The 19,846-nt window shown below is 66.3% G+C and carries 13 protein-coding genes and 2 tRNA genes; 5 read left to right on the top strand and 10 right to left on the bottom strand.

Annotated elements, in window-relative coordinates:
- Positions 1-17 precede the first annotated feature (17 nt).
- The 3 genes from N2652_12235 to N2652_12245 form a co-directional block, all read right to left on the bottom strand.
- Positions 18-941, bottom strand: a complete 924-nt coding sequence (locus tag N2652_12235) for a DMT family transporter (GenBank protein MCX7819955.1) — start codon at positions 939-941, stop codon at positions 18-20.
- Positions 931-3,435, bottom strand: coding sequence for a glycogen/starch/alpha-glucan phosphorylase (locus tag N2652_12240; GenBank protein MCX7819956.1), 2,505 nt, complete (start codon positions 3,433-3,435; stop codon positions 931-933). Before N2652_12240 ends, N2652_12235 begins: the two co-directional genes overlap by 11 nt.
- A gap of 113 nt (positions 3,436-3,548) precedes the next feature.
- Positions 3,549-4,166, bottom strand: coding sequence for a hypothetical protein (locus N2652_12245; protein ID MCX7819957.1), 618 nt, complete (start codon positions 4,164-4,166; stop codon positions 3,549-3,551).
- 169 nt (positions 4,167-4,335) lie between these two features.
- Here N2652_12245 and N2652_12250 point away from each other — a divergent pair.
- Positions 4,336-4,409 (top strand) — tRNA-Gln (locus N2652_12250).
- A gap of 17 nt (positions 4,410-4,426) precedes the next feature.
- Here the strand turns inward: N2652_12250 and dnaN are convergent.
- A complete protein-coding gene (dnaN, locus tag N2652_12255; GenBank protein ID MCX7819958.1) occupies positions 4,427-5,518 on the bottom strand; it encodes a DNA polymerase III subunit beta in 1,092 nt (363 codons plus the stop codon).
- Between the two features lie 229 nt (positions 5,519-5,747).
- Positions 5,748-12,155, bottom strand: a complete 6,408-nt coding sequence (locus N2652_12260; protein MCX7819959.1) for a hypothetical protein — start codon at positions 12,153-12,155, stop codon at positions 5,748-5,750.
- Positions 12,156-12,319: 164 nt separating this feature from the next.
- Between N2652_12260 and N2652_12265 the strand changes: the two genes are divergently transcribed.
- The 3 genes from N2652_12265 to N2652_12275 are packed head-to-tail and all read left to right on the top strand — an operon-like array spanning position 12,320 to position 15,257.
- Positions 12,320-12,766, top strand: a complete 447-nt coding sequence (locus N2652_12265; GenBank protein ID MCX7819960.1) for a hypothetical protein — start codon at positions 12,320-12,322, stop codon at positions 12,764-12,766.
- A gap of 30 nt (positions 12,767-12,796) precedes the next feature.
- Positions 12,797-14,236 carry an MBOAT family protein gene (locus N2652_12270; protein MCX7819961.1) on the top strand — a complete coding sequence of 480 codons (1,440 nt, stop codon included), beginning with the start codon at positions 12,797-12,799 and terminating at the stop codon, positions 14,234-14,236.
- A gap of 16 nt (positions 14,237-14,252) precedes the next feature.
- On the top strand, positions 14,253-15,257 hold the full coding sequence (locus N2652_12275) for a hypothetical protein (protein MCX7819962.1): 1,005 nt from the start codon (positions 14,253-14,255) through the stop codon (positions 15,255-15,257).
- Here the strand turns inward: N2652_12275 and N2652_12280 are convergent.
- On the bottom strand, positions 15,217-16,239 hold the full coding sequence (locus N2652_12280; GenBank protein MCX7819963.1) for a thiamine-phosphate kinase: 1,023 nt from the start codon (positions 16,237-16,239) through the stop codon (positions 15,217-15,219). The genes N2652_12275 and N2652_12280 overlap by 41 nt on opposite strands.
- Before the next feature lie 96 nt (positions 16,240-16,335).
- On the opposite strand from N2652_12280, the gene N2652_12285 reads away from it, so the two are divergent.
- A tRNA-Val gene (locus N2652_12285) sits at positions 16,336-16,410 on the top strand.
- A 132-nt stretch (positions 16,411-16,542) separates the two neighbouring features.
- On the opposite strand, the gene N2652_12290 is transcribed toward N2652_12285, so the two are convergent.
- The 4 genes from N2652_12290 to thpR form a co-directional block, all read right to left on the bottom strand.
- On the bottom strand, positions 16,543-17,490 hold the full coding sequence (locus N2652_12290; protein MCX7819964.1) for a glycosyltransferase family 9 protein: 948 nt from the start codon (positions 17,488-17,490) through the stop codon (positions 16,543-16,545).
- Between the two features lie 15 nt (positions 17,491-17,505).
- On the bottom strand, positions 17,506-18,045 hold the full coding sequence (locus N2652_12295) for a hypothetical protein (GenBank protein MCX7819965.1): 540 nt from the start codon (positions 18,043-18,045) through the stop codon (positions 17,506-17,508).
- 103 nt (positions 18,046-18,148) lie between these two features.
- On the bottom strand, positions 18,149-19,210 hold the full coding sequence (recA, locus tag N2652_12300; protein MCX7819966.1) for a recombinase RecA: 1,062 nt from the start codon (positions 19,208-19,210) through the stop codon (positions 18,149-18,151).
- Entirely contained in the window at positions 19,182-19,829 is a 648-nt protein-coding gene (gene thpR, locus N2652_12305; GenBank protein ID MCX7819967.1) for an RNA 2',3'-cyclic phosphodiesterase, read from the bottom strand. The genes recA and thpR overlap by 29 nt, the downstream gene beginning before the upstream one ends.
- Between the last annotated feature and the right edge of the window lie 17 nt (positions 19,830-19,846).

Here is a 19,846-nt window from a genome sequence, read left to right on the forward strand (position 1 = left end):
CGCCGCGTTCGCAGCGTCTAGCCCGCGACGCGGCGCTCCGGCTTCACCACCGCCATCGCCACAACGATCAATGCCCCTCCAATCAAGCTCCAGAGCGTGGGCCGTTCACCCAGCAGCACCAGTGAAAACAAGGTCGCCAGCACCGGTTTCAAAAAGAACATCATCGCGGCCTGCGACGCCGCCAGTTGTCGCATACCGTGGAAGTACGCCCCGTACCCGGCCGCGGTCGCCAACAGCGCAAGATAGAGGATCGCCCACCAATGTCGCGTGGTCGCGATCCGCCAGGGCGCACCATCCAGCAGCCACGTCACCGGCAGCAAACCCGCCGCTCCCATCAGAAATGACCCTGCCGCAACCCACAACGGATCGCGCCGTTCCATCGCTTTTTTCGACAGCAGCGTGTAGAGCGCAAACGCGGTCATCGAGGCCAGCATCAGTGCGACACCGCCCATCGCCCGCCGGTCCAGCCCTCCGTGCCCCGCCAGAAAACACGCCGTGCCCGCCAGCGCCAGACCCAACGCGAGCAGCTGCTCGCGGCGAATGCGCTCCCCGAGCACCGCGGGCGCCATCACCGCGACGATCACCGGATGTGCGCTGAACAAGATCGCCGCCTGGTGTGCGGGCATCCGCGCCACCGCGCCATGATACAAGCCGATGCCCAGCGTAACACCGATCAGCCCCAGCCCCGCCCACTGAACGAGGTCGCGCCCGCCAAGCGTGCGCGCCTCCCGTCCCGCCATCGCCCCCGCCGCCGGCAACAGCGCAAGCCCGCCGATCAAAAACCTCCAGAACGCCAGCTGCAGAGGGGGCCGGACCGGTGAGATCGCCTTCGCGACCACTTCGATCGTGCTGAACAACGCAACCGCGCACGCGAGCCACACGAATCCGAGCATGTCGCGCGTCACGGCTGCGACGGCGACGCCCCTCCGGTCAGAGGCCATTGCCGTTGGCGTCCGCGATCTGGATTGGCACCGGCACCGCCTGCCAGATCTGCTCCGCGTACTCCCGCACCGTCCGGTCGCTCGAAAACCATCCCATCCGAGCAACATTCAGCACCGCACGCCGCGTCCACTCTTCGGGTTGCCGCCACAGCGCCGACACCTGCCCCTGACAGTCCACATAGCTCCGGAAATCCGCCAGATGAAAATACCGGTCCCCCGCCTCGACCAATTGCTGCCACAGCTCAATGAACAGATCTGGCTGCTCCGGAATGAACTCGTTGCGCCGGATCGCTTCCATCACCCGGGCCAGTTCCGCATCCCTGGACAGATACTCCACCGGCCGATACCGACCGCTGTCCCGAAGTTCGGCAATCTCTTCCGCGCGAAGCCCGAAAATGAAGACGTTCTCGACGCCCACCGATTCCGCAATCTCAATATTGGCGCCATCCCACGTTCCAATGGTCAGCGCGCCATTGAGCGCCAGCTTCATGTTCCCGGTGCCCGACGCCTCCATCCCCGCGGTTGAAATCTGCTCCGAGAGATCCGCGGCGGGCATGATCGTTTCCGCCAACGAAACCCGGTAGTCCGGCAGAAACACCACCTTCAACCGTCCGGCGACATCCGGGTCACGGTTCACCATTCGCGCGACACTGTTGATGAGCTTGATGATGCGTTTCGCAATGTGGTAGCTCGGCGCCGCTTTCGCGCCAAACACAAACACCCGCGGCACGATGTCGAGATCCGGGCGGTCCTTCAGGCGGTGAAACAGCGCAATGATGTGCATCACGTTCAGCAGCTGCCGCTTATACTCATGCAGCCGCTTCACCTGCACATCGAACATCGCGTTCGGATCTACCGTCTCCCCGCAGAGACGGCGGATCAGTTGCGCGAGCCGCAGCTTGTTTCGCCGCTTCACCTCACGAAACTGCTCGCGGAACCCCGCATCGTCCGCGAAGGGCTCGAGGGCCCGCAGCGCCTCGGGCTGCTGGATCCACGCCTCGCCAATTGCCCCGCGGATCAGCTCGGCCAGCTCCGGATTACAGGACAGCAGCCAGCGCCGGTGGTTGATACCGTTGGTCTTGTTATTGAAACGCTCCGGCCACATGTCCACGAAGTGCGGCAACAGCCGGCGCTTCAGGAGCTCGCTGTGCAGCGTCGAGACCCCGTTCACCGAGTGGCTGCCCACCACCGCCAGGTTCGTCATGCGCACCTGCTTCGGCTGGGTCTCTTCGATCAGCGAGATCTCTCGCACTTTCGTGATGTCGCCGGGGAACCGCGCCTCCACCTTTTGCAGCACACGCGCGTTGATATCGTAGATGATCTGGAGATGGCGTGGGAGCACCCGTTCGAGCAGATCTACCGGCCACTTCTCCAGCGCCTCCGGCAACAACGTGTGGTTCGTGTAGGCGAACGTCTTCGTGGTGATATCCCAGGCGGTGTCCCAGGGCAGGTCTGTTTCGTCGAGGAAGTACCGCATCAGCTCGACCACCGCGAGCGCCGGATGTGTGTCGTTCATGTGGATCGCGTTCTTTTTGGGGAACAGCGACCAGTCGGAGTGGTTCTTCAGGTAGCGGCGGATGAGGTCACGGATCGAGCAGGTGACCAGAAAATACTCCTGGATCAGTCGAAGCTCCTTGCCGGCGTACACAAAGTCCGAAGGATACAGCACCTTCGTGATCGTCTCCGCCCAGTTTTCGCTCTCGACCGCCTTCACGTACTCCCCACGGTTGAAGACGTCCAGCCGGAATCCCTCCGACGCACGTGACGCCCACAGTCGCAGCAGGTTCGCCGTCTTGCAGCCGTGTCCGATCACCGCGATGTCATGCGGGACACCCTCGATCATCTGCCAGTCCGTCCACACGTGCCGCTCGCGCCCGCCGGGTCCCGGCACCTTCCGGACCCGCCCGTAGAGCAGCACCGGCACGGTGTACTCCGGCCGCACCGCCTCCCACGGTGTGCCGTACTTCAGCCAGTCGTCCGGCTTTTCCACCTGCCAGCCATCGTCGAACTCCTGCTTGAAGATCCCATGCTCGTACCGCAGGCCGTAGCCGTAGCCCGGCAGCTGCAGCGCCGCCATCGACTCCAGAAAACACGCCGCGAGCCGACCAAGACCCCCGTTGCCAAGCCCGGCGTCGGGCTCCAGTTCACAGAGCTGGTCCAGATCCAGGTCCAGCGAGGCCATCGCCTCCCGCGCCTCGTCCAGCGCGCCCAGCGCCTGCAGGTTGTGGCGCAACAGCCGGCCGATGAGATACTCCATCGAAAGGTAGTAGACGCGCTTCACGTCGCGGTCCAGGTATGTCCGCTGCGTCACAATCATCCGTGTCGCCGCGAGGTCGCGCGTCACGTGACAGAGCGCCATCAGCTTGTCGAACGGCGTCGCGGTCCGCCAATCCTTGTAGCAGGTGTACTTGATGTGCCCCAGAAACCGCTCGCGGATCTGCTGCGCGGTCACCGACGCCACGGCGTCCTGCAAATGGATCTCGTTCGATGTCATCTCGCTGCCGGTCCTGTGGAGGGGATACGGTGCCCCGTGATCTGCCTCAACGCAAGCCGGGCGCGCCGAACGCGATGCTCAGGTCCGCCAATCTGCGGGCAGGCCCCGACAGTTTACCGCGCCGGAGCGGCGGCCTCCCCTCCGCCGTCCGCAGCCCGCTCTCTCTGCATTGCCGCGCGAATCTTTTCGCTTTTTTCCACCAGCGCCGCCCATTTCACCGGATCGCGGGCCATCACCTCGAGCGTTTTCGCAGAGGCATCCACCGCCAGCACCTTGGTCCCCGCGACCACCCGCACCACATACCCCTCCACCCGGCTGCCGCGTTCCTCCCGCATCCACGCCCCGTACTCCGAGACCGACGCCGCCAGTTCTTTCGACGCCTTCTGCAGCTCGACCAGCTTCGACGGATCCAGCTCCACCGCCTCCCGCCCTTCGTCAAAGATCCAAAGCTCACCGTTCCGGTTGCTCCGCGCGATGAAGTACCACTCCAGCGTCGCCGAAGCGCGCGAACCCATCCCGCGCACCTGAATGTTCACCGCGACGGAGCGGCTGTAGTCCCGCGAATGGGTTCCCCACGTCGGCATCACCACCTGCGCACCCCTCGTCGACGAAGCCCGCGTCACCTTCAGATACGCCTGAGGTTCCTGTGCGCCGACGCGACAGACCACAACGAGTACCGTCGCAGCAACCAGGCCAAACCGCCACACCCGCCACGAGTCCGACACTTTCACCCGCCCGGCTCCTTCTTCGTTTCTCTTGGTGCCCGGGCCGCAATCATGGATCTCCCACACCCTTGGCCCACCCGAGCTTCGCGCTCGTTTCACGCTCCAATCACAGCGTTTTGTACCGGCCGGCTCGCCCTTGACGGCCGGCGACCAAGGCTCAATCATGAACTGCGTCTGCCGGATGGTGTAATGGTAGCACAGCAGACTCTGGATCTGTTTGTCTAGGTTCGAATCCTAGTCCGGCAACCACCGTTTTCCACATCCGCTCAGGTCAGTCGAAGCGGCATGATCACATAAAGGAACGCCTCATCCGCCTTCAGCACGCCGGGCGTGTCCACATCGGAAATCTCGAAGTAGACCTGGTCGGAAACCAGCGTCTTCAGAGGATCCATCAGAAAATCAGGGTTGAACGGAATCGCGAGCGGCGCGCCACTGTACTGGACAGGCACAGTTTCCTTTGCCTCGCCGATCTCTGGCGTCTCGCAGTAGACCTCCATCTGCCCGTCCGAAAACCGAAGCTGAACCGAGTTGCTGACCTCGCTGGTCACCAGCGACACGCGCCGTAGCGCGTTGAGAAACGCCTCCCGGCTAAGCGTCACGCGCACCCCGCTTTGCTTGGGCACCACCTGTCGGTAGTTCGGGAATTTTCCCTCAATGAGTGCACTGAACAGCAGAACGTTCCCGCAATCCAGCGCCATTTGCCGACCGACCGACATCAACGTCACCGGACCATCCCCCTCGAGGATGTTCACCATTTCCACCGCGGTACGCGTAGGCACAATGAGCGACGCCGACTTTCGCCCGTCGTCCACCTCCTGCTCCACCAACGCCATCCGCCGCCCGTCCGTCGCCACCGCAGTCACCCGCGACTCCGAGATCTCGATCAGCACACCGGTCAGCACCTCGCGCGACTCATCCTTCGACGTTGCATACACGGTCCGCTGCAACATCCCGCGCAGCGCACGCCGATCCAGCGTGCATGACACCGCACCGTCGAGCTTCGGCGTCAGGGGAAAATCATCCGCAGTGATCCCATTCAGTCGGAACCGAACACTCTCCGACACCAGCGTCGTCGACTGCCGCTCATCCGTCGTGATCTGAATCTCGGCGCCCGGCATCTCACGAACAATCGGCAGCAACCGTTTCGCGTCGAGCGTGGTCGCCCCCTCCTCGCTCACCACCGCCGGTACGATCGCGCGGATTGTTAGCCTCATGTCGCTGCCCGTCAGCGTGAGGGCCTGTCCCCGGCATTCCAGAAGCACGTTGGAGAGCACGGGGATCGTTGAGCGGGTCGCAATCGCGGGAAGCACTGTCTGGAGAGCGTCGAGCAGGTCGGCTTTGCTAACGGTAAATTTCATTAGCAGCGTTCTCCGGGTATGGACTCAAAACAAATGGAAGCCGTCTTCAGTATGGCCGTGAATCATAGGGCTGGCAAGCTGGAGATGTGACGGAACCCGGCGATTTCTGAGCCGAACAGCGGCGTTGACGGCCTGTGGACGGAGCTGTGAACACAGTGCGCGGGAACTTTGATGCTCCGAGGGCGCGTCGCCGGCTGCGAGAGCGTCCACAATCGAGTTGACAGCTTCTTCACTGCGGGGATGCCGGTGGACTGGGGGGCGCAGCTTCCCGGACCAGCGATCCGTGGGACTCACTGACGATCAGCAGAGAGAACCGCACGACGGCGGCGAGAGAGGGGTCCTGGCTGGAGGCATAGTCGAAGCGTCCGCGCAGATCGGTGTAGCCGTCCTTGTAAAACTTTACGCTGCCGTCGGGAAGACGCGCGTAGACCTTCACATACGCACCGGGCACCGGTGCGGTGGAGTCGGCCCGCGTCAGCAGCAGCTGGCCGTATGGCTCGATGAGGTGTAGGCGCAGCGCGTTCGCGTAGTAGGGTTGTGTTTGCCGGAGAGTGCCGGAGACCGCCTCGATCATGAGATCTAACGAGCGCATCGCCTCGGGGACCTCAACCCGGGCGGGAGTGCCGTCTTGGGGAACGCTGATGGTCAAGGAGTGCGCCGGGCGGACGTGCGCGAAGTGGCGGGTGTCCTGGGTCATGAACGGGTTCCGGGAAAAGAGCAGTTCGAGGTCCATCGGGTAGAAGTTCAATGTGACGGTTTGCAGATGGCGACCAACCACCTCAAGGACGCGGCCGTGAAGGCGTAGGTCAAGAGATGGCTGCTCCGCGGCGACCTGTTGCTGCACGAGGTCGCGGTTTTGTGGATCGGTCGCCGCTGCGGCGGGACCACCTTCAGCCTCCCGGATGTGCGCCAGCAGTGTCTGAACGCGGCTGCGCCAGCGGGGGACAGGGTAGTCCGCGTAGGGGGCGAGCGCGCGCTGGGCGTCGTCTGGGCGGCCGCGGCACAGCGCCAGCCAGGCGGTGAGATAGTCGTACTGGAGTCGCTCGGCGACGTTGGCGCGGTCGGTCTGAGCGAGGAGCCCGAGGCTTTCGGCAATGCGATCCTGCAACGCGAGGTAGTAGGTGGCGGCAAGCCGGTCCTCGTCGTTGAGGTGGGGTTTGTAGCAGAGCGTGCGGAGGAAGAGTGTGTACTGGGCGCGGAAGGCGGGGTTCTGGATGCGCGGCTCGCGACCCACAGGGTGCGCGCGCGCATTGATCAGCGGTGCATATTCGAGGTGTTGATAGCGGCCGCGTTCGACGGGGTGAACCGTGAGGAGCGGGCTCTCGAACCACAGGCCGCACTGGTCCGCGAAGGGATGGCGCGCAAGAAATTGAGCGATGCGCGCACGGTCGTTGTGCAGGATGGAGTAGGACCAAAGGGTCGCATCATAGATTCGGCGGCGCTCGAGCGCTTCAATGATGCGGCGATAGGTGTCCGCGTCGCGGAGCCGCCACGCGATATCCGCGAGGCGCACGCGGTACAGATTTTCTCGTTCTAGGAAGGCGAGAAGCTGTTCGGTGGAGCCGTTCTGGGAGATCTCGGGCCAGGAGGCCACGTCGGCGGGCGGGGGCTCGGCGACAACGCGGAAACGGAAGGGTTCCGCACGGGCCAGCACGGCGGTCTCAGTGCTGACCGTGGCCGGATAGTGGGTGAACTCACCGGGCGCGGGGAAGTAGAAGAAGTACTCGATCGTGGTGGTTTCGTAGGGGTTGAGCACGCGGGAAACTGGCTCCACGGGCAGCGGAGTGAGCGGGACCGCGCCGGCAGGCACCTGCAGGAGCACGGAAACGAACCGCCGCTGTGCACCGGGGTTGGTCAGCACGACCTTGGCGCCGTAAGGGATGCCGACAAGGAACGGCCCGGTAATGTAGTTCTCGATGCGCTCTTCGCCTTCGTAGCGCCAGGGGTTGTCGGCCCGGAAGAAGTTCTGTGCGACGAGGACCGGCGAGGGTCCGGCAGCAGGGGCGGCGGGGCGGACGTGCCGCACAAGCAAAAAGATCGGTTGTTCGCTGCGCAACAGAATGCGCTCGCCCTGAGCTTCACGAATCAGAGGAGAGGATTCAAACGGCAGGTCAAGGGTGGACAGCGCCAACAGCATCTCGGTGAGATTCGTGGTGGTGAAAAGAAAGTCAGTGGAAAGGAACGGCCGGCCGTCGGGGTGAGCGGCAAGCTCCGCCCAGAAACGACCCGCGGGCACGAGCGTGGGAGCCTGCTCGGCGAGGGGGCGCCGGTAGTAGCCCTGCTCGGCGAGTTCCCGGGGCATGTCTGGGCGGCGGTAGAAGGGCGCAACCGCCCGCCCCTCCGCCGCGGCGTTGTCGAAGAGAAAGCGGTCAGCCTCGGCTTGAGGCTTGTCGCCCTTCGCAGCGAGCCGGCGCGGCTCGCCGCGGTCCTGCAGCTCGTCCCTGCGGAGCAATTCGATTTCGCGTTCCTTTCGGTCCGCGGTTGGGACCGCACGGGCACGTAACTCGGCCGCAGACGGCGCCGGTGGAGCGGCAGCCGCGGCGACGGCTTTGGCGGCCTCCAGTTGTGCGGCTTGTTGGGCCTCGCCGGCGAACGCAAGTTTCTCCGCTGGCGGTGACGGGGGCAGTTCGCCGGCGAGGAAGAGAAAGCGGCGGTGAAACTCCTCGCGGTCGCGGGGAGTCTGAGCGGCGAGATCGGCGAGGTCGCGAGCGATCGATGCGCGCTGGTCCGGCAAGCGCCGGGCGAGGAGCGCCTTTTCTGCCGCATTCAGCCGGGCGTACCGGGCCGGCTCAAGCCAGCGGGTGAGGTCGCGGCCGAGCAGCCATTCGTCGAGGAACGTCGGGTCGCGCTTGTTCGAGAGGTAGGGCGCGACAACAGTGTCGAAGAAGGGGCGGTCCTTGTGGTAGAGAAACAGGTGGAGTTCGTGACAGGCGTACCGAGAGTAGAGCTCGGCCTTCTGTTGCGGCGAGAGCGTGGACCAGCGGGTAAGGAACTCGAACTCGGCGAGCGGAGCCTCGGGAGCAACCGCACTGTAGAAGGCGAAGAGCTTCGAGAGCGAGTCCACCGCGGTGACGACTGCACCTGCCGTGATCTGGTGCCGTTCGCCGGGCGAGAGCGGCACAATCGCGGCGTACTCGGCGTGGGGGACCGCAGGATCTAGCGAACGCGGGAGCGCGCGGGAGGCGCGCTCGCCGGGCGGGTCGCCGAGCGGCCACACTCGCTGGACCGCATGGCAGGGATCCACCACCAGCGCGCGCAGGAAACAGCAACCGGCGAGGTCGCGTCGTGGGATGCGAATGCGGCCCTCTGCGTCGGGTTTCAGGTTCAACAGCACGGTCGCGGGGCGCGCGAGGAAATCCAACGACCATGGCGACAAGTCCGGAGGTTCGGGGGCGGCCGCGTCTGCCGCACCGCGGGTAGCGGCGACCGCACGGCGGCCCATGCCGGGCCCCGCACCGGCGAGCGCGGCCTGGCGGCCGAGGAACTGCCCGCCCTGCTCGAGGCGTTCCGCTTCCACGGACGTCTCGCGCAGCGCCCATGGATTGAGCAGGAGGCTAGGCCGCTCGGCCATGTTGCCCAGGAACTTCAGCGCGCCGCGGCGGTCCAGAACATAGCGGAACTCGTCGCCGAGCTGGCGACCGGATTCGTAGAACGTTCGGGTCTCCGTGCGGGACCAGGCGCGCAGCTCCGGCCACTCAGCGCCAGCCGGGGAGTCAAACAGGTCCGCAACGAGATAGCGTCCGGCGGCCAGATGGACGCGCACATGACGACCGGCCGGTAGAACCCGCAGCACGAGATGATCGGCCTCGTCCGGCTCGCGGACTAGCTGGATGGGCTCCAGCGGGGGCGTCTCGATCGCCCGCCGCGGAGAGAGGAGAAAGCGGCCAAACGGTTCGCCCCGAGTGATGCGGACGGGGATTTCAATCTGCCGGGAACGGATGAACAGCGAGTAGTCCCCCGGTTCCAGATCGCGGAGCACGAGCGAACCGTCCGCGATCGCGAGCGCGGCGGAACGGTCGCGAATGAACCGATCTCGCCGAACCTCGAGCAGCGAGAACTCAGCGAGCGGATCGGCCGCCTCCAGCCGCTCGAGCGGCAGGCGAAGCGGGCGACCGGCGGTGCCGTGCAGCGCGGAGGGCCACCAGCAGCGGTCTCGGGGCGGGTTCCAGTGGAAAGTGTGGGGCTGCTGGTCGCGGAACTCTCGCCAGGCGGTCTCCGCGCGCGGATCGAGATCCGGCGGCGGCGCTAGCTCAAGCGAAACCGATACGCGTTCGATGTCAGACAGAGGCCCCAGTGCGGCGCGCCCTTGGTCGTCTGTGCGGAGCGAAACGCGGACCGGCTCGCGCGTCCACGGATGGTGCAGCTCACAGTGTAGCGTGACGCCCGCGAGCGGTTCGCCGTCGAGACCGCGCGCCTCGGCGACGTAGCCGTCCGGCGTCAGCGTCAACAGCACCTGGCGTGTCGCGAGCGTGTTGAGGAGAGGCGCAATGCGAAACTCCCTCCTGGAGACCAGCTCGAGGGGTTCCCCCGGCGTTTGACGGCGGATCTTGCAGAAACACGAGATTTCTATGGACGCCGGGTGCCTCGGCAGCGGCACCTCCAGTTTCAGCTCGCGGTCCAACGCGAGCTCGGGAGAGCGGAAGGTGTGCCGCCGGGTGATGCCGCGGGTGTCGGTGACCGTGACGGTGACCGCCGACTCTTCCAGCTGCACGGACGCCGGGTTGACCGGCTGGCCATGGAGCGTCAGCAGCGGGCGGAGCGCGATCACTGCGGGAGCGTCGCCCCGGAGAGACTCCGCGACGATCAGCGGTCGTGCGTCGAGTTGATAGGTCTCCGGCAAGTGCCGAAACCGCGAAAGCGAGGCGAAACCACCGGCGTGCACGACCATCGTCTCGTCACGTTCGCCCTCGGGTGCAAACGGGACAATGATGCGGCCCTCCGCATCAGGTCCGAACTCACGTCCACCGATCCAGGCACGGGCATCGGGTACCGGCCGGCCGGCCTCGTCGAGCACTCGGAACACGTGGCCGGCTGCAGAGATGTCCTGTACGACCTCCAGCCGCCCCTTCTGCACGAACGCGCGGCTGCTGCGCCCCTCGCCGATGAAGTCGATCACCCAGACGCCGCGGCCCTTCAACTCCGGGAACTCGAACGTGCGTTCCACGCGCAGCTCTTTTGCCTCGCGGAACTCGAACTTTTTCTCCGGGAACGAGGGAGCCAGTCCGTCGAGGTTGATCGCGAGATTCAGCGGTCGGCCGGTGTCTCGGTAGTAGTTGAGCGTGTTGATCTCGTAAATCTTCACGATCAGAGTCGGCACGTTTTTGATGAAGAGCTTCAGCCGAACGATTTGATCGGGGAGAAACACCGGCGGGTTGTCGGGTGCGAAGTCGAGGTCCACACGTTCCTTGATCGCGCGGTACTCCTCGGGGGAAATCATCGCAGCCCACTGCTGCGGGTCGCCGATTCCGTTGACGATTTTTGCCTCTGCAAAGATGCGGCGAAGGAACTCGTCGCGGATCCACGGCCGAAACTCGTCGAAGTTGGGTGCATCACGCAGCAACCACAGCAGGTACTGACGCACGACGGGCTCCTCGACTCCGATCGGCGGCAGCAGGAGTTCGGAGAACGACGCGTCAAGACGGGCCAGATGCTGGGGGCGGGGCAGCGAGTCGCGGAGCGGCTGGGGCAGATAGGGCACGTCGCGCGGCAGTTTCAGGTATTCGAGGAAACGTTCCCGAGAGGGCTTTCCGACCGCGAGGTCGTGGACGAGTCGGTGGTAGAGCACGTTCGCTTTGAGCGAATTGTGGACGGGATCGAGCCCCTTCACGTATTGCCAGGCCCGCTCGAGGTAGGCCTCACGCTCGGCGGCGTCGATTTCGATGTCTGTCTCGCTGGTGGGCACGAGGCGGGAGAGGTAGACAGAAACGAACGCCGCCTCGTTGCGCAGCTGTGGCCGGAGACGCAGCAGCTCGTCGAGCTGTTCGAGGGTGAGCTGCTGGTGGATGGCCATCTGACCAAAGGGCGGGCTGTCGGGGGCGGCCAAGTCCTCCGCGATCAGCGCGGCGAGGTTGGGCAGGTCCGGCCGACGCAACCGGCGAAGCAGGTCGCGGCGCTGCTGCGGGTTGAGGGGGAGGCGGGCGACCGCATGGAGGCCGGCGTCGGAGACTGCGGAGAGATCTCCCCGGCCCTTGAGCGCGGCGTCGAGGAAACGGGAGCCGGTGACCAGCGCCGGATCCAGCCGGGTGGGCAGATCGGCGCGCCGTTCCGGTGCACGGCGACTGTGGTCGAATCTCAGGTTGAGCTCCCGCCGCAGATAGTCCAGCGAGGATTTCGGGTCGTGCTCATAGTCGAGCAGGGCCTGCCGGTGGCGGAGCTCGCGCGCGGCGGGAGGTTCGGCACCTTTGCGCGCGCGAATCCAGTCGTCGAGGATCCGCCGCACCTCGTCGCGCCGGCCCTGGTTCTGCGCATGAAGCGCGCGGAAAAAGAAGTGGTCGTCAGTGCCGGGCACCAGCTCGGCGAGCGCGGCCTCGCGGTTGGTGGAGAGTGCAAAGAGTTCCAGAAACCGCAGGCTCTGCGCGCCGGCGGGATGAAGGATTAGGAGGCTCACCAGCCCCGGCCCGATGTGGCGGACGTTCATGGTCGCATCTCCCCTTGAGGCGGGTGCAGTTCGCCGCCTCACCGGAGTATACGCCGCCACAGGGAAATTTGTTCAGCATGGCCGGGCTGCCGTGGTCCCCCCGCAGTTTGAGGCCGCGCGCAAAGTCGCGTAGACTGGGGTCCCAAGTGTGCGGGCAGCACTCGATGGCAACCTGGATCCGATCGGCGTTGAGATGGTGGGTCACCTTCGCGATTGCGGTGGCCGGCAGCTTGGGAACGACCGGGTGCGACAGCGATGATCACACGCCGCCTGCGAAGGCGGACGAACACAAGGAAGAAGAAGAGACCTATGATCTGACCGGCTTGTGGCGGTTGAAAGGCCAGCAGGCAACCTACTCTCTGCGGCAAAACGGTCCCTCGCTACAAGGCCGATATTACGATCCGGCAGACCCCACCGTCCACGGTGACATCGCCGGTGTGGTGGACGGCGACGAGGTCGCGCTCTATGTGGCGGTGACCTTCGACACGCATCCGCAGGACAACTTCGTCGCGAAGAAGGAAGGGGTAATCCGCAACCGCGATCACATGACGCTGGTGGTCACGGAAGGACCGAAATACGTGGGCAAGGTCCAGGAATGGTACCGCCTCTAGCCCGGCCCCGATGTAGCCCGGCGGTGGCCAGTGCTGTTCAATTCATTTGAGTTCTTCCTGCTGCTGATCGCGGTGCTGGCCGCCGTCCGGATCGTCGGTCCTCAGCGGATCCGACTGCGCAACGCCATTCTTCTGGGCGCCAGCTATGTGTTCTATGGCTGGTGGGACTGGCGGTTTCTGTCGCTGATCGCGGTCGGCTCGGCGCTCGACTACGGCGTGGGGCTGGGGCTGGAGCGGTGGCGCTCCGCCGGCGCGCGGCGCGCGTTGCTGGCGGTCAGCCTGATGGGCAACCTCGGCGTGCTCGGCGTGTTCAAATATGCGGATTTCTTCCTCTCTAGTCTGCGGGTGGCGCTCGCCGCGTTGGGCGTTGAGATCGAGACGGGGACGCTCGAGCTGGTGCTGCCGGTCGGCATCAGCTTCTACACGTTTCAAAAGCTGGGCTACGTGCTTGAGGTTGCGGCCGGACGGATGCTGCCGGTGCGCGATCCGCTCGCGTTCTTCACGTTTGTGAGTTTTTTTCCGCAACTGGTGGCCGGACCCATTGAGCGTGCGGGGAGCCTGCTGCCGCAGTTCCTGCAGCGTCGCGATGTTCGCGAGGCCGACGTGGTGACGGGTCTGCGGTGGATGCTGCTGGGGCTGTGGAAGAAGGTCGTGGTGGCGGACCGGCTCGCGGCGTTTGTGGATGCGGTCTACGCGCAGCCGACCACCGCCTACGGCGCGCGGCTGCTGCTGGCGACCTGCGCGTTCGGAGTTCAGATCTACGGGGATTTTTCCGGATACAGCGACATTGCGCGGGGCGCGGCGCGGTTGCTCGGGTTTGATCTGATGGAGAACTTCCGGCGGCCGTATCTGGCCGCGGACATCCGGCAATTCTGGAGCCGCTGGCACATTTCGCTCTCCTCCTGGTTCCGCGACTACGTGTACATCCCGCTCGGCGGGAACCGGCGGGGCCGAGTTCGATGGGCGCTGAACGTGGTGACGGTGTTTGCGCTGAGCGGCCTCTGGCACGGCGCGAACTGGACGTTCGTGCTGTGGGGGCTGCTGCATGCGGGCTATCTGATCGGGGGGCGGCTGCTGCAACCGGCGCGGGAGTGGGGATGGAGGATGATGGGGCCGTTGGCGGTGCTGCGGCGCCCCGCCGCGATCGGGGCGACGTGGGCGCTGGTGTCGCTGGGCTGGGTGTTGTTTCGGGCGCCCTCGGTGGCGGATGCGGCGGCAGTTCTGCGGGGGATCTTGGGCCTGGATGAGCGGGCGTGGTTCGACGGCGTTTTGGCCGGTGTGGATCCTATTGCGTGGGCGGCGGCGGCCGCGCTGATGGTGTTTGAGGCGGGAGCGGAGTGGCTGCCGCCGCGGTGGCGGTTCGAGATGTGGCCGGCGGTGGTGCGGTGGGCGGTTTACGGGATTGGCGCGTTGACGGTCATGAATCTGGGCGCGGCAAAGGAAATCCCGTTCATCTATTTTCAGTTCTGAGACCGCGGGCGAACCCGTGAACCTGACACTTAAAATGGGCGTGATGGTGGCGCTGGTGCTCGTCGCGCAGACGGGGCTCGGTCTCCGACAGGTCCGTCGGCCACCGCTGGCGGTCCGCGAGCTGCGCGCCGCGGCCCGCCGGCCGGTGGTCTTCCTCGGCGACAGCGTGAACCACACGGTAGACCCGAGCGACCACGACCGCGCCTGGATCTCTCAGATGCTCGGGCGGCGACTGGTGGCGCGGGTGGGCGCGGCGTCGCGGGGGGGGTGGGACATGGAGGTGTTTGAGGCGGCATCGACACACATCGCGCGCGTGGCAACGTCTCCTCGCACGGTGCTGATCACAGTGAACCCTGCTTCGCTATGGGGAGACGGCCGCAGCCCGTACACCACTCATGCGAATCTTGCGCTGGATCTGCGCCGCACCGACAGTGTGATGTGGGCGGCGCTGGCACAGCCGCTGCGTGTGTTTCGGGGTCCCGCTGTGCGGCCGGGCATCTCACTGGCGGAGTATCTCGCGCAGCCGGTGATCTACCGCGGTCAGGTGCTGGGCCGCCGCGGTGAGTTTGAGCCGGGCGCTCCGCGGTTTGCGGCGACCAATGCCGCCTCGCTGCGCGATCACGTGGTTGTGCGCTACCTGCAGCCGCTGGCGCCAAACAACCGACTGCTGAGACTTGCGGCGCGTGCAGCGGAACGGCTCACCCGCCATCGCCACCGCGCGATTTTCTTCGTGGTGCCGGTGGATGTGGAGCGGTGCGCACGCGTCGCGCCGGAGATTGAGGTGGTGCTGTCGGAGAAAGTCGCCGCGGTGCGAAAGGCGGTCGAACCGGCGGGGGGAGAGGTGGTCGACATGTCGTGTGAGCTGGGGGCGGACCACTTCATCCCATCGCCGTATCCGAACGAACACTTGAACGAGCGGGGGCGGAACCGCGTGGCAGACCGGCTCGCAGCGCTCGTGACGAACCCGCCGGCGCGTCGCGCTATCGGCGCCGCACATGCGGCGACGCGCCCGGCTCGCTGACGAAATGCTCGTAGCCGCGGGCGGCGATCGGGATGTGCCGCTCACCGCTGAGCAGATCCAACCGGCCCGTCTCGGCGGTGATCACGCCGATTTCGGAGAGCCGCAGCTTCGAAAACCGGCGCGGCCATGCGCGACGGAGGGCGGAGACGTCCTGCGGGTGCACCGTGAAGAGCAGCTCGAAGTCCTCGCCGTCCCCGAGCGCGTGATCGAGCGCGGAGCGGCCGTCGCGCAGACGTCGGGCGGCGGCGGAAATCGGCACCGCATCCGCGCGGATCCGCGCGCCCACACCGCTTTCTTCCATCAACCGGCGCAAATCGGAGGCAAGCCCGTCGCTCAGGTCCATCATTGAGGTCGCCAATCGACGGCGCGCGAGCCACGCGCCTTCCGCGACGCGGGGCTCGAACGTCAGGTGGTGCCCCAGGATGCTGCCGCCGAGCTCGCCGGTGACGAAGATCCGATGACCCGGTCGGGCGCCGCATCGGAGCACCGCCCCGCCTCGGGGAACCCGTCCAACCGCAAACGCGTGCAGCTCCAGCCGGTCACCTTTTGCCACATCGCCGCCGATCACCGCCGCGCCCCACCGTCGGCAGAGCGCAGTGGCGCCCCGGTAGGCGTCCTCAATCTGGCGTAGCGGTGCGGTGGGTGGCGCGACGAGGTCAAAGAGCACGTACAACGGCGTGCCGCCCATCGCGGCGATGTCGCTGATCACGCGGCCGGCCGCCTTGTGGCCGATGCGACGGCCGGGCGTCCCCGGCAGGAAATGGACCCCCTCGATCACCGGGTCGGTGGTCAAGAGCCAGTCGTCGTGGGAGCCGGGAATCCGCACCACCGCGCAGTCGTCGCCGATGCCGCGGATCACGTGGCGGCCATCGTCGACCAGGCGGGCAAGGAGCCGGATCAGGCCGCGCTCACCCGCGTCGCGAACGCTCCGAATGCGATGACGAAGTGCCCGTCCGCTTGGCGTTGGAACTGCCCGACTCATCGACCAAGCTCACGATACCGTGCACCGCAGGCAGCGGCAAACAGACGGACTTGACCGCCTGCGGCACCGCGGGTATCTAGGCGAGTGCGACGGTGTGGGCGCTTAGCTTAGTGGGAGAGCGCTTGCTTCACACGCAAGAGGTCACAGGTTCAAATCCTGTAGCGCCCACCATCCCATGCCGTAGCAGCACCGCTCCCCCAGGGGTCCGAGGCTTGGAAGGGCCGCCGGGATCTTCATCCAAGCATTGGAAGCGGCTCCTCGGCGGACGGCCCCCATACAACCCGGCTGCCATGGACGGTCTGCTCAGCGCTCCGCAGCTGCGAGCAGCTCGCGCAGCGCTTGAAGGACCTGCCCGGGCGGAAGATCGTCCATCCGTTCCGTTGGCGATCGAACGATGCGCACCTGCGCGCCGCGGGGCCCCCAGACGGTCGGGTCAGTGGGACCGAACAGCGCAACGACCGGCCGGCCGAGCGCGGCGGCGATGTGAGTGACGCCCGAATCGTTGCCTAGAAATGCGGCGCAATGGGAGAGCACACCGGCCAGGCTCAGCAGGTCAAGGCCCTCCAGGAGACGGCCCTCTGTTTCACGCGCGAGCTCGCGGATGGAAGGTGCGATCGCATGGTCGGCCTCGCCAATCACAAAGACCAAAGGCCTTTCCGCGGCGATTGCCCGGGCCACATCGGCAAACCGGTTGAGCGGCCAGTTTTTTCGCGGACTGCCGCTGCCGCAGTGGATGGCGACCGGCGGCGTCCGAACACCGAGCTGATCAAGCCGCGTGCGCCCCTGTTCGAGAAACTCCGGCTTCAGTCGGAGTGCCGGCACCGCGCCGGCCTCGTAGAGCGCAAGCGATTCCAGCGGCTGCACCAGGTGGTCCACGATGTGGCCGGCGGGACCGACCGGTGATCGGTAGAGCAGTCGCCGGACGCCGTGCGCGAGGAGGTTGTCACGGACGACGCCGTCGGGATCGTGTAGGAAGCTGATCACAAAATCGAACGAGGCAAGATGCCGGCGGGTTTCGTCGTCAATTTGTGGCCGCAGGCCGAAGAAGCGAGCAATCCCGGCGGTGTCGAGGCCGCGCAGTCGGTCGGCGAGGCCGGCGGCTTCCGCGAGGCGGGTGATGTGGGGATAGCCGATCAGCTCGATGTAGGCGGCCGGCCACTGCCGCCGCAGCGCCTGCAGCACGGGAAGCGTGAAAATGAAATCGCCGATCGCGCCGCCCCGCAGGATGAGGATTCTGGGAGGTCGGGTCACACTGGGCCGCCGGGGTCAGTAGGCTGTGAGCGCGAGCGCCACGAAGACCACACCGAGCGCCGCGATGGCGGAGGCAGTGTGGCGCACGCGCCTCTCGTCCCAAAGCCACGCCGTCCATCGTCGGAACCGATAGGGGCCGAGCACCCAGGCGATCCCAGCAATGACGGCGGCGTACGCGAACAGGGACATGGCCACGCTCCATGGCGAGGGGTGCAGTCGCGCCGCGCGCAGCAACGGATTTGCGGCCAGTAGCACCAGCCCGCCGAGCGCACGCACCGCGAGCAGCTCGTCCATCAGAAACCCGACCGCGGCGACCGACACTACGTATCCGGGCCACAGCCACACCTTCAAGTGCTCGAAGCGGCCGAGCCGGGCGTGGCCCACGATCCACGCCACCCAGAACAATGCCACCGCGCTCAGCGCCCACGCCCAACCGCGATGACGGGGAAAGCGGGCGAACGTCGCCCGGATGACGGCCGGCCTCACGAAAGAGACCGCGGCCAGCGCAAGCGTGCCACCGCCCAGCGCCAGCGTCATGATCGCGAGACTGCTCATCGGCCTGGCAGCCTATCGCTCTGCGCCGACCGGTTCAAACACGTCTTGCCCCCGAGCGAACGGGCCCGACTCGAGGCGCGCACGCGAAAGGAGGCCGGCCCGTTCACTCCGCGGGCGGCGCGGCGGCGAGGGGAGCGGCCTTTGCGCGAATGCGCTCGACGAGCTTCGCGGCAAGCTCGGGCTGTCGTTTCAACTCCGCGACCGCCGCCTCGCGGCCCTGGCCGATTTGCTGGCCCTCGAACGACAGCCACGCGCCCCGCTTCTCGATCAGGCCGGCCGCGATCGCGGCGTCCATGATCGAGCCCTCCCACGAGATGCCCTCATTGTAAAGGATGTCAAACTCGGCCTCCGCGAAGGGTGGCGCAAGCTTGTTCTTCACCACTTTCACCTTCGTACGGCTGCCGATCGCGGCGCCGGAGCCGTCCTTGATCGCGCCAATCCGACGGATGTCGAGCCGGACGGAGGCATAGAACTTCAGCGCGCGGCCGCCCGGCGTGGTCTCCGGATTGCCAAACATCACACCGATTTTCTCGCGGATCTGATTGGTAAAGATGCAGCAGGTCTTCGAGCGACTGATCGCGCCGGTGAGCTTGCGCATCGCTTGCGACATCAGCCGCGCCTGCAGGCCGACAAAGCTCTCGCCCATCTGACCTTCCAGTTCCGCCTTCGGTGCCAATGCGGCCACGGAGTCCACCACCACCACGTCCAGCGAGTTGCTCCGGACCAGCTGGTCGGCGATGTTCAACGCCTCCTCCCCCGAGTCGGGCTGCGACACCAGCAGCGCATCAAGGTCCACGCCGATGCGTTTGGCGTAGTTCGGATCGAGCGCGTGCTCGGTGTCGATGAACGCCGCCAGACCGCCGGCCTTCTGTGCGTTCGCGATCACGTGCAGCACGAGCGTCGTCTTGCCGGAGGATTCGGGGCCGAACACCTCGATGATACGTCCGCGCGGAACGCCACCGATGCCGAGCGCCAAGTCCAGTGTGAGGGCGCCGGTGGAGATGCTCGGCACGCGGACGAGCGACTCCTCGCTGCCGAGCCGCATGATCGAGCCGTCGCCGTACTCCTTCTGGATCTGCGCCAGCACGCTGGCCAGCGCGGGTGGCAGATCGCGGCCGGCCGGCTTGCCGCCGCTGTCAGCGGGGGATTTCGTGGTCCTCGCCATCGCGAACGCGTCCTTTCAGCGCCGACTCGTGCGCCACGGTGTACACGGGGCCGTGGGCGTTCAGCCGGCTGCGCATCAACAGCACGCGGTCCGCCACCACACGTCCCCAGACGGTGTCGTTCATAGTGGACCGTAGCGCCGAAGTCAACGCCGCAAGCCCGCGCCCGGACCGCACCCGGCCGAGCGTGATGTGCGGTACGAACGGCCGCGACTCAATCGGGAATCCCGCGGCGCGCAGCGAGCTGACGAGCGCGCCTTGCAGTTCGGCCAGTTGCGGCGGCGCGCGCACTCCGGCCCACAGCACGCGGGGACGCTCCGGCCGGCCAAACACCCCCCATCCGATCACCTCGAACTCGAACGGGCCGCACGTGCCCGCGCACTCCTCCATCCGCGCCGCCACCTCCGGCACGCGTTCGACGGGGGTTTCGCCAAGAAAAATCAACGTTAAGTGCAACCCCTCCGTCCGTACCCAGCCGACGTCCGCGCCGACCGCGCGCCAGCGGTGCTGCAGCGTCAGCAGCTGCCGACGGGTCGGCTCGTCCAGCGCAATCGCAATGAACAGCCGCCAGAAGGCTTCTGCCCCGCTCTCGGGCCGCGGACCATCCACCGCCGCGCTCACCCTCCGCCGGGGCGAAT

This window comes from Kiritimatiellia bacterium (genome assembly GCA_026417735.1).
Classification (GTDB): Bacteria; Verrucomicrobiota; Kiritimatiellia; order PWTM01; family PWTM01; genus CAACVY01.

What these genes read in the sequence shown, in the direction of transcription:
- N2652_12240 (MCX7819956.1), bottom strand. Translation starts at nt 3,435, where the DNA reads ATGACATCGAACGAGATCCATTTGCAGGACGCCGTGGCGTCGGTGACC.
- N2652_12235 (MCX7819955.1), bottom strand. Translation starts at nt 941, where the DNA reads ATGGCCTCTGACCGGAGGGGCGTCGCCGTCGCAGCCGTGACGCGCGAC.
- N2652_12260 (MCX7819959.1), bottom strand. Translation starts at nt 12,155, where the DNA reads ATGAACGTCCGCCACATCGGGCCGGGGCTGGTGAGCCTCCTAATCCTT.
- N2652_12295 (MCX7819965.1), bottom strand. Translation starts at nt 18,045, where the DNA reads ATGAGCAGTCTCGCGATCATGACGCTGGCGCTGGGCGGTGGCACGCTT.
- N2652_12280 (MCX7819963.1), bottom strand. Translation starts at nt 16,239, where the DNA reads ATGAGTCGGGCAGTTCCAACGCCAAGCGGACGGGCACTTCGTCATCGC.
- dnaN (MCX7819958.1), bottom strand. Translation starts at nt 5,518, where the DNA reads ATGAAATTTACCGTTAGCAAAGCCGACCTGCTCGACGCTCTCCAGACA.
- N2652_12265 (MCX7819960.1), top strand. Translation starts at nt 12,320, where the DNA reads ATGGCAACCTGGATCCGATCGGCGTTGAGATGGTGGGTCACCTTCGCG.
- recA (MCX7819966.1), bottom strand. Translation starts at nt 19,210, where the DNA reads ATGGCGAGGACCACGAAATCCCCCGCTGACAGCGGCGGCAAGCCGGCC.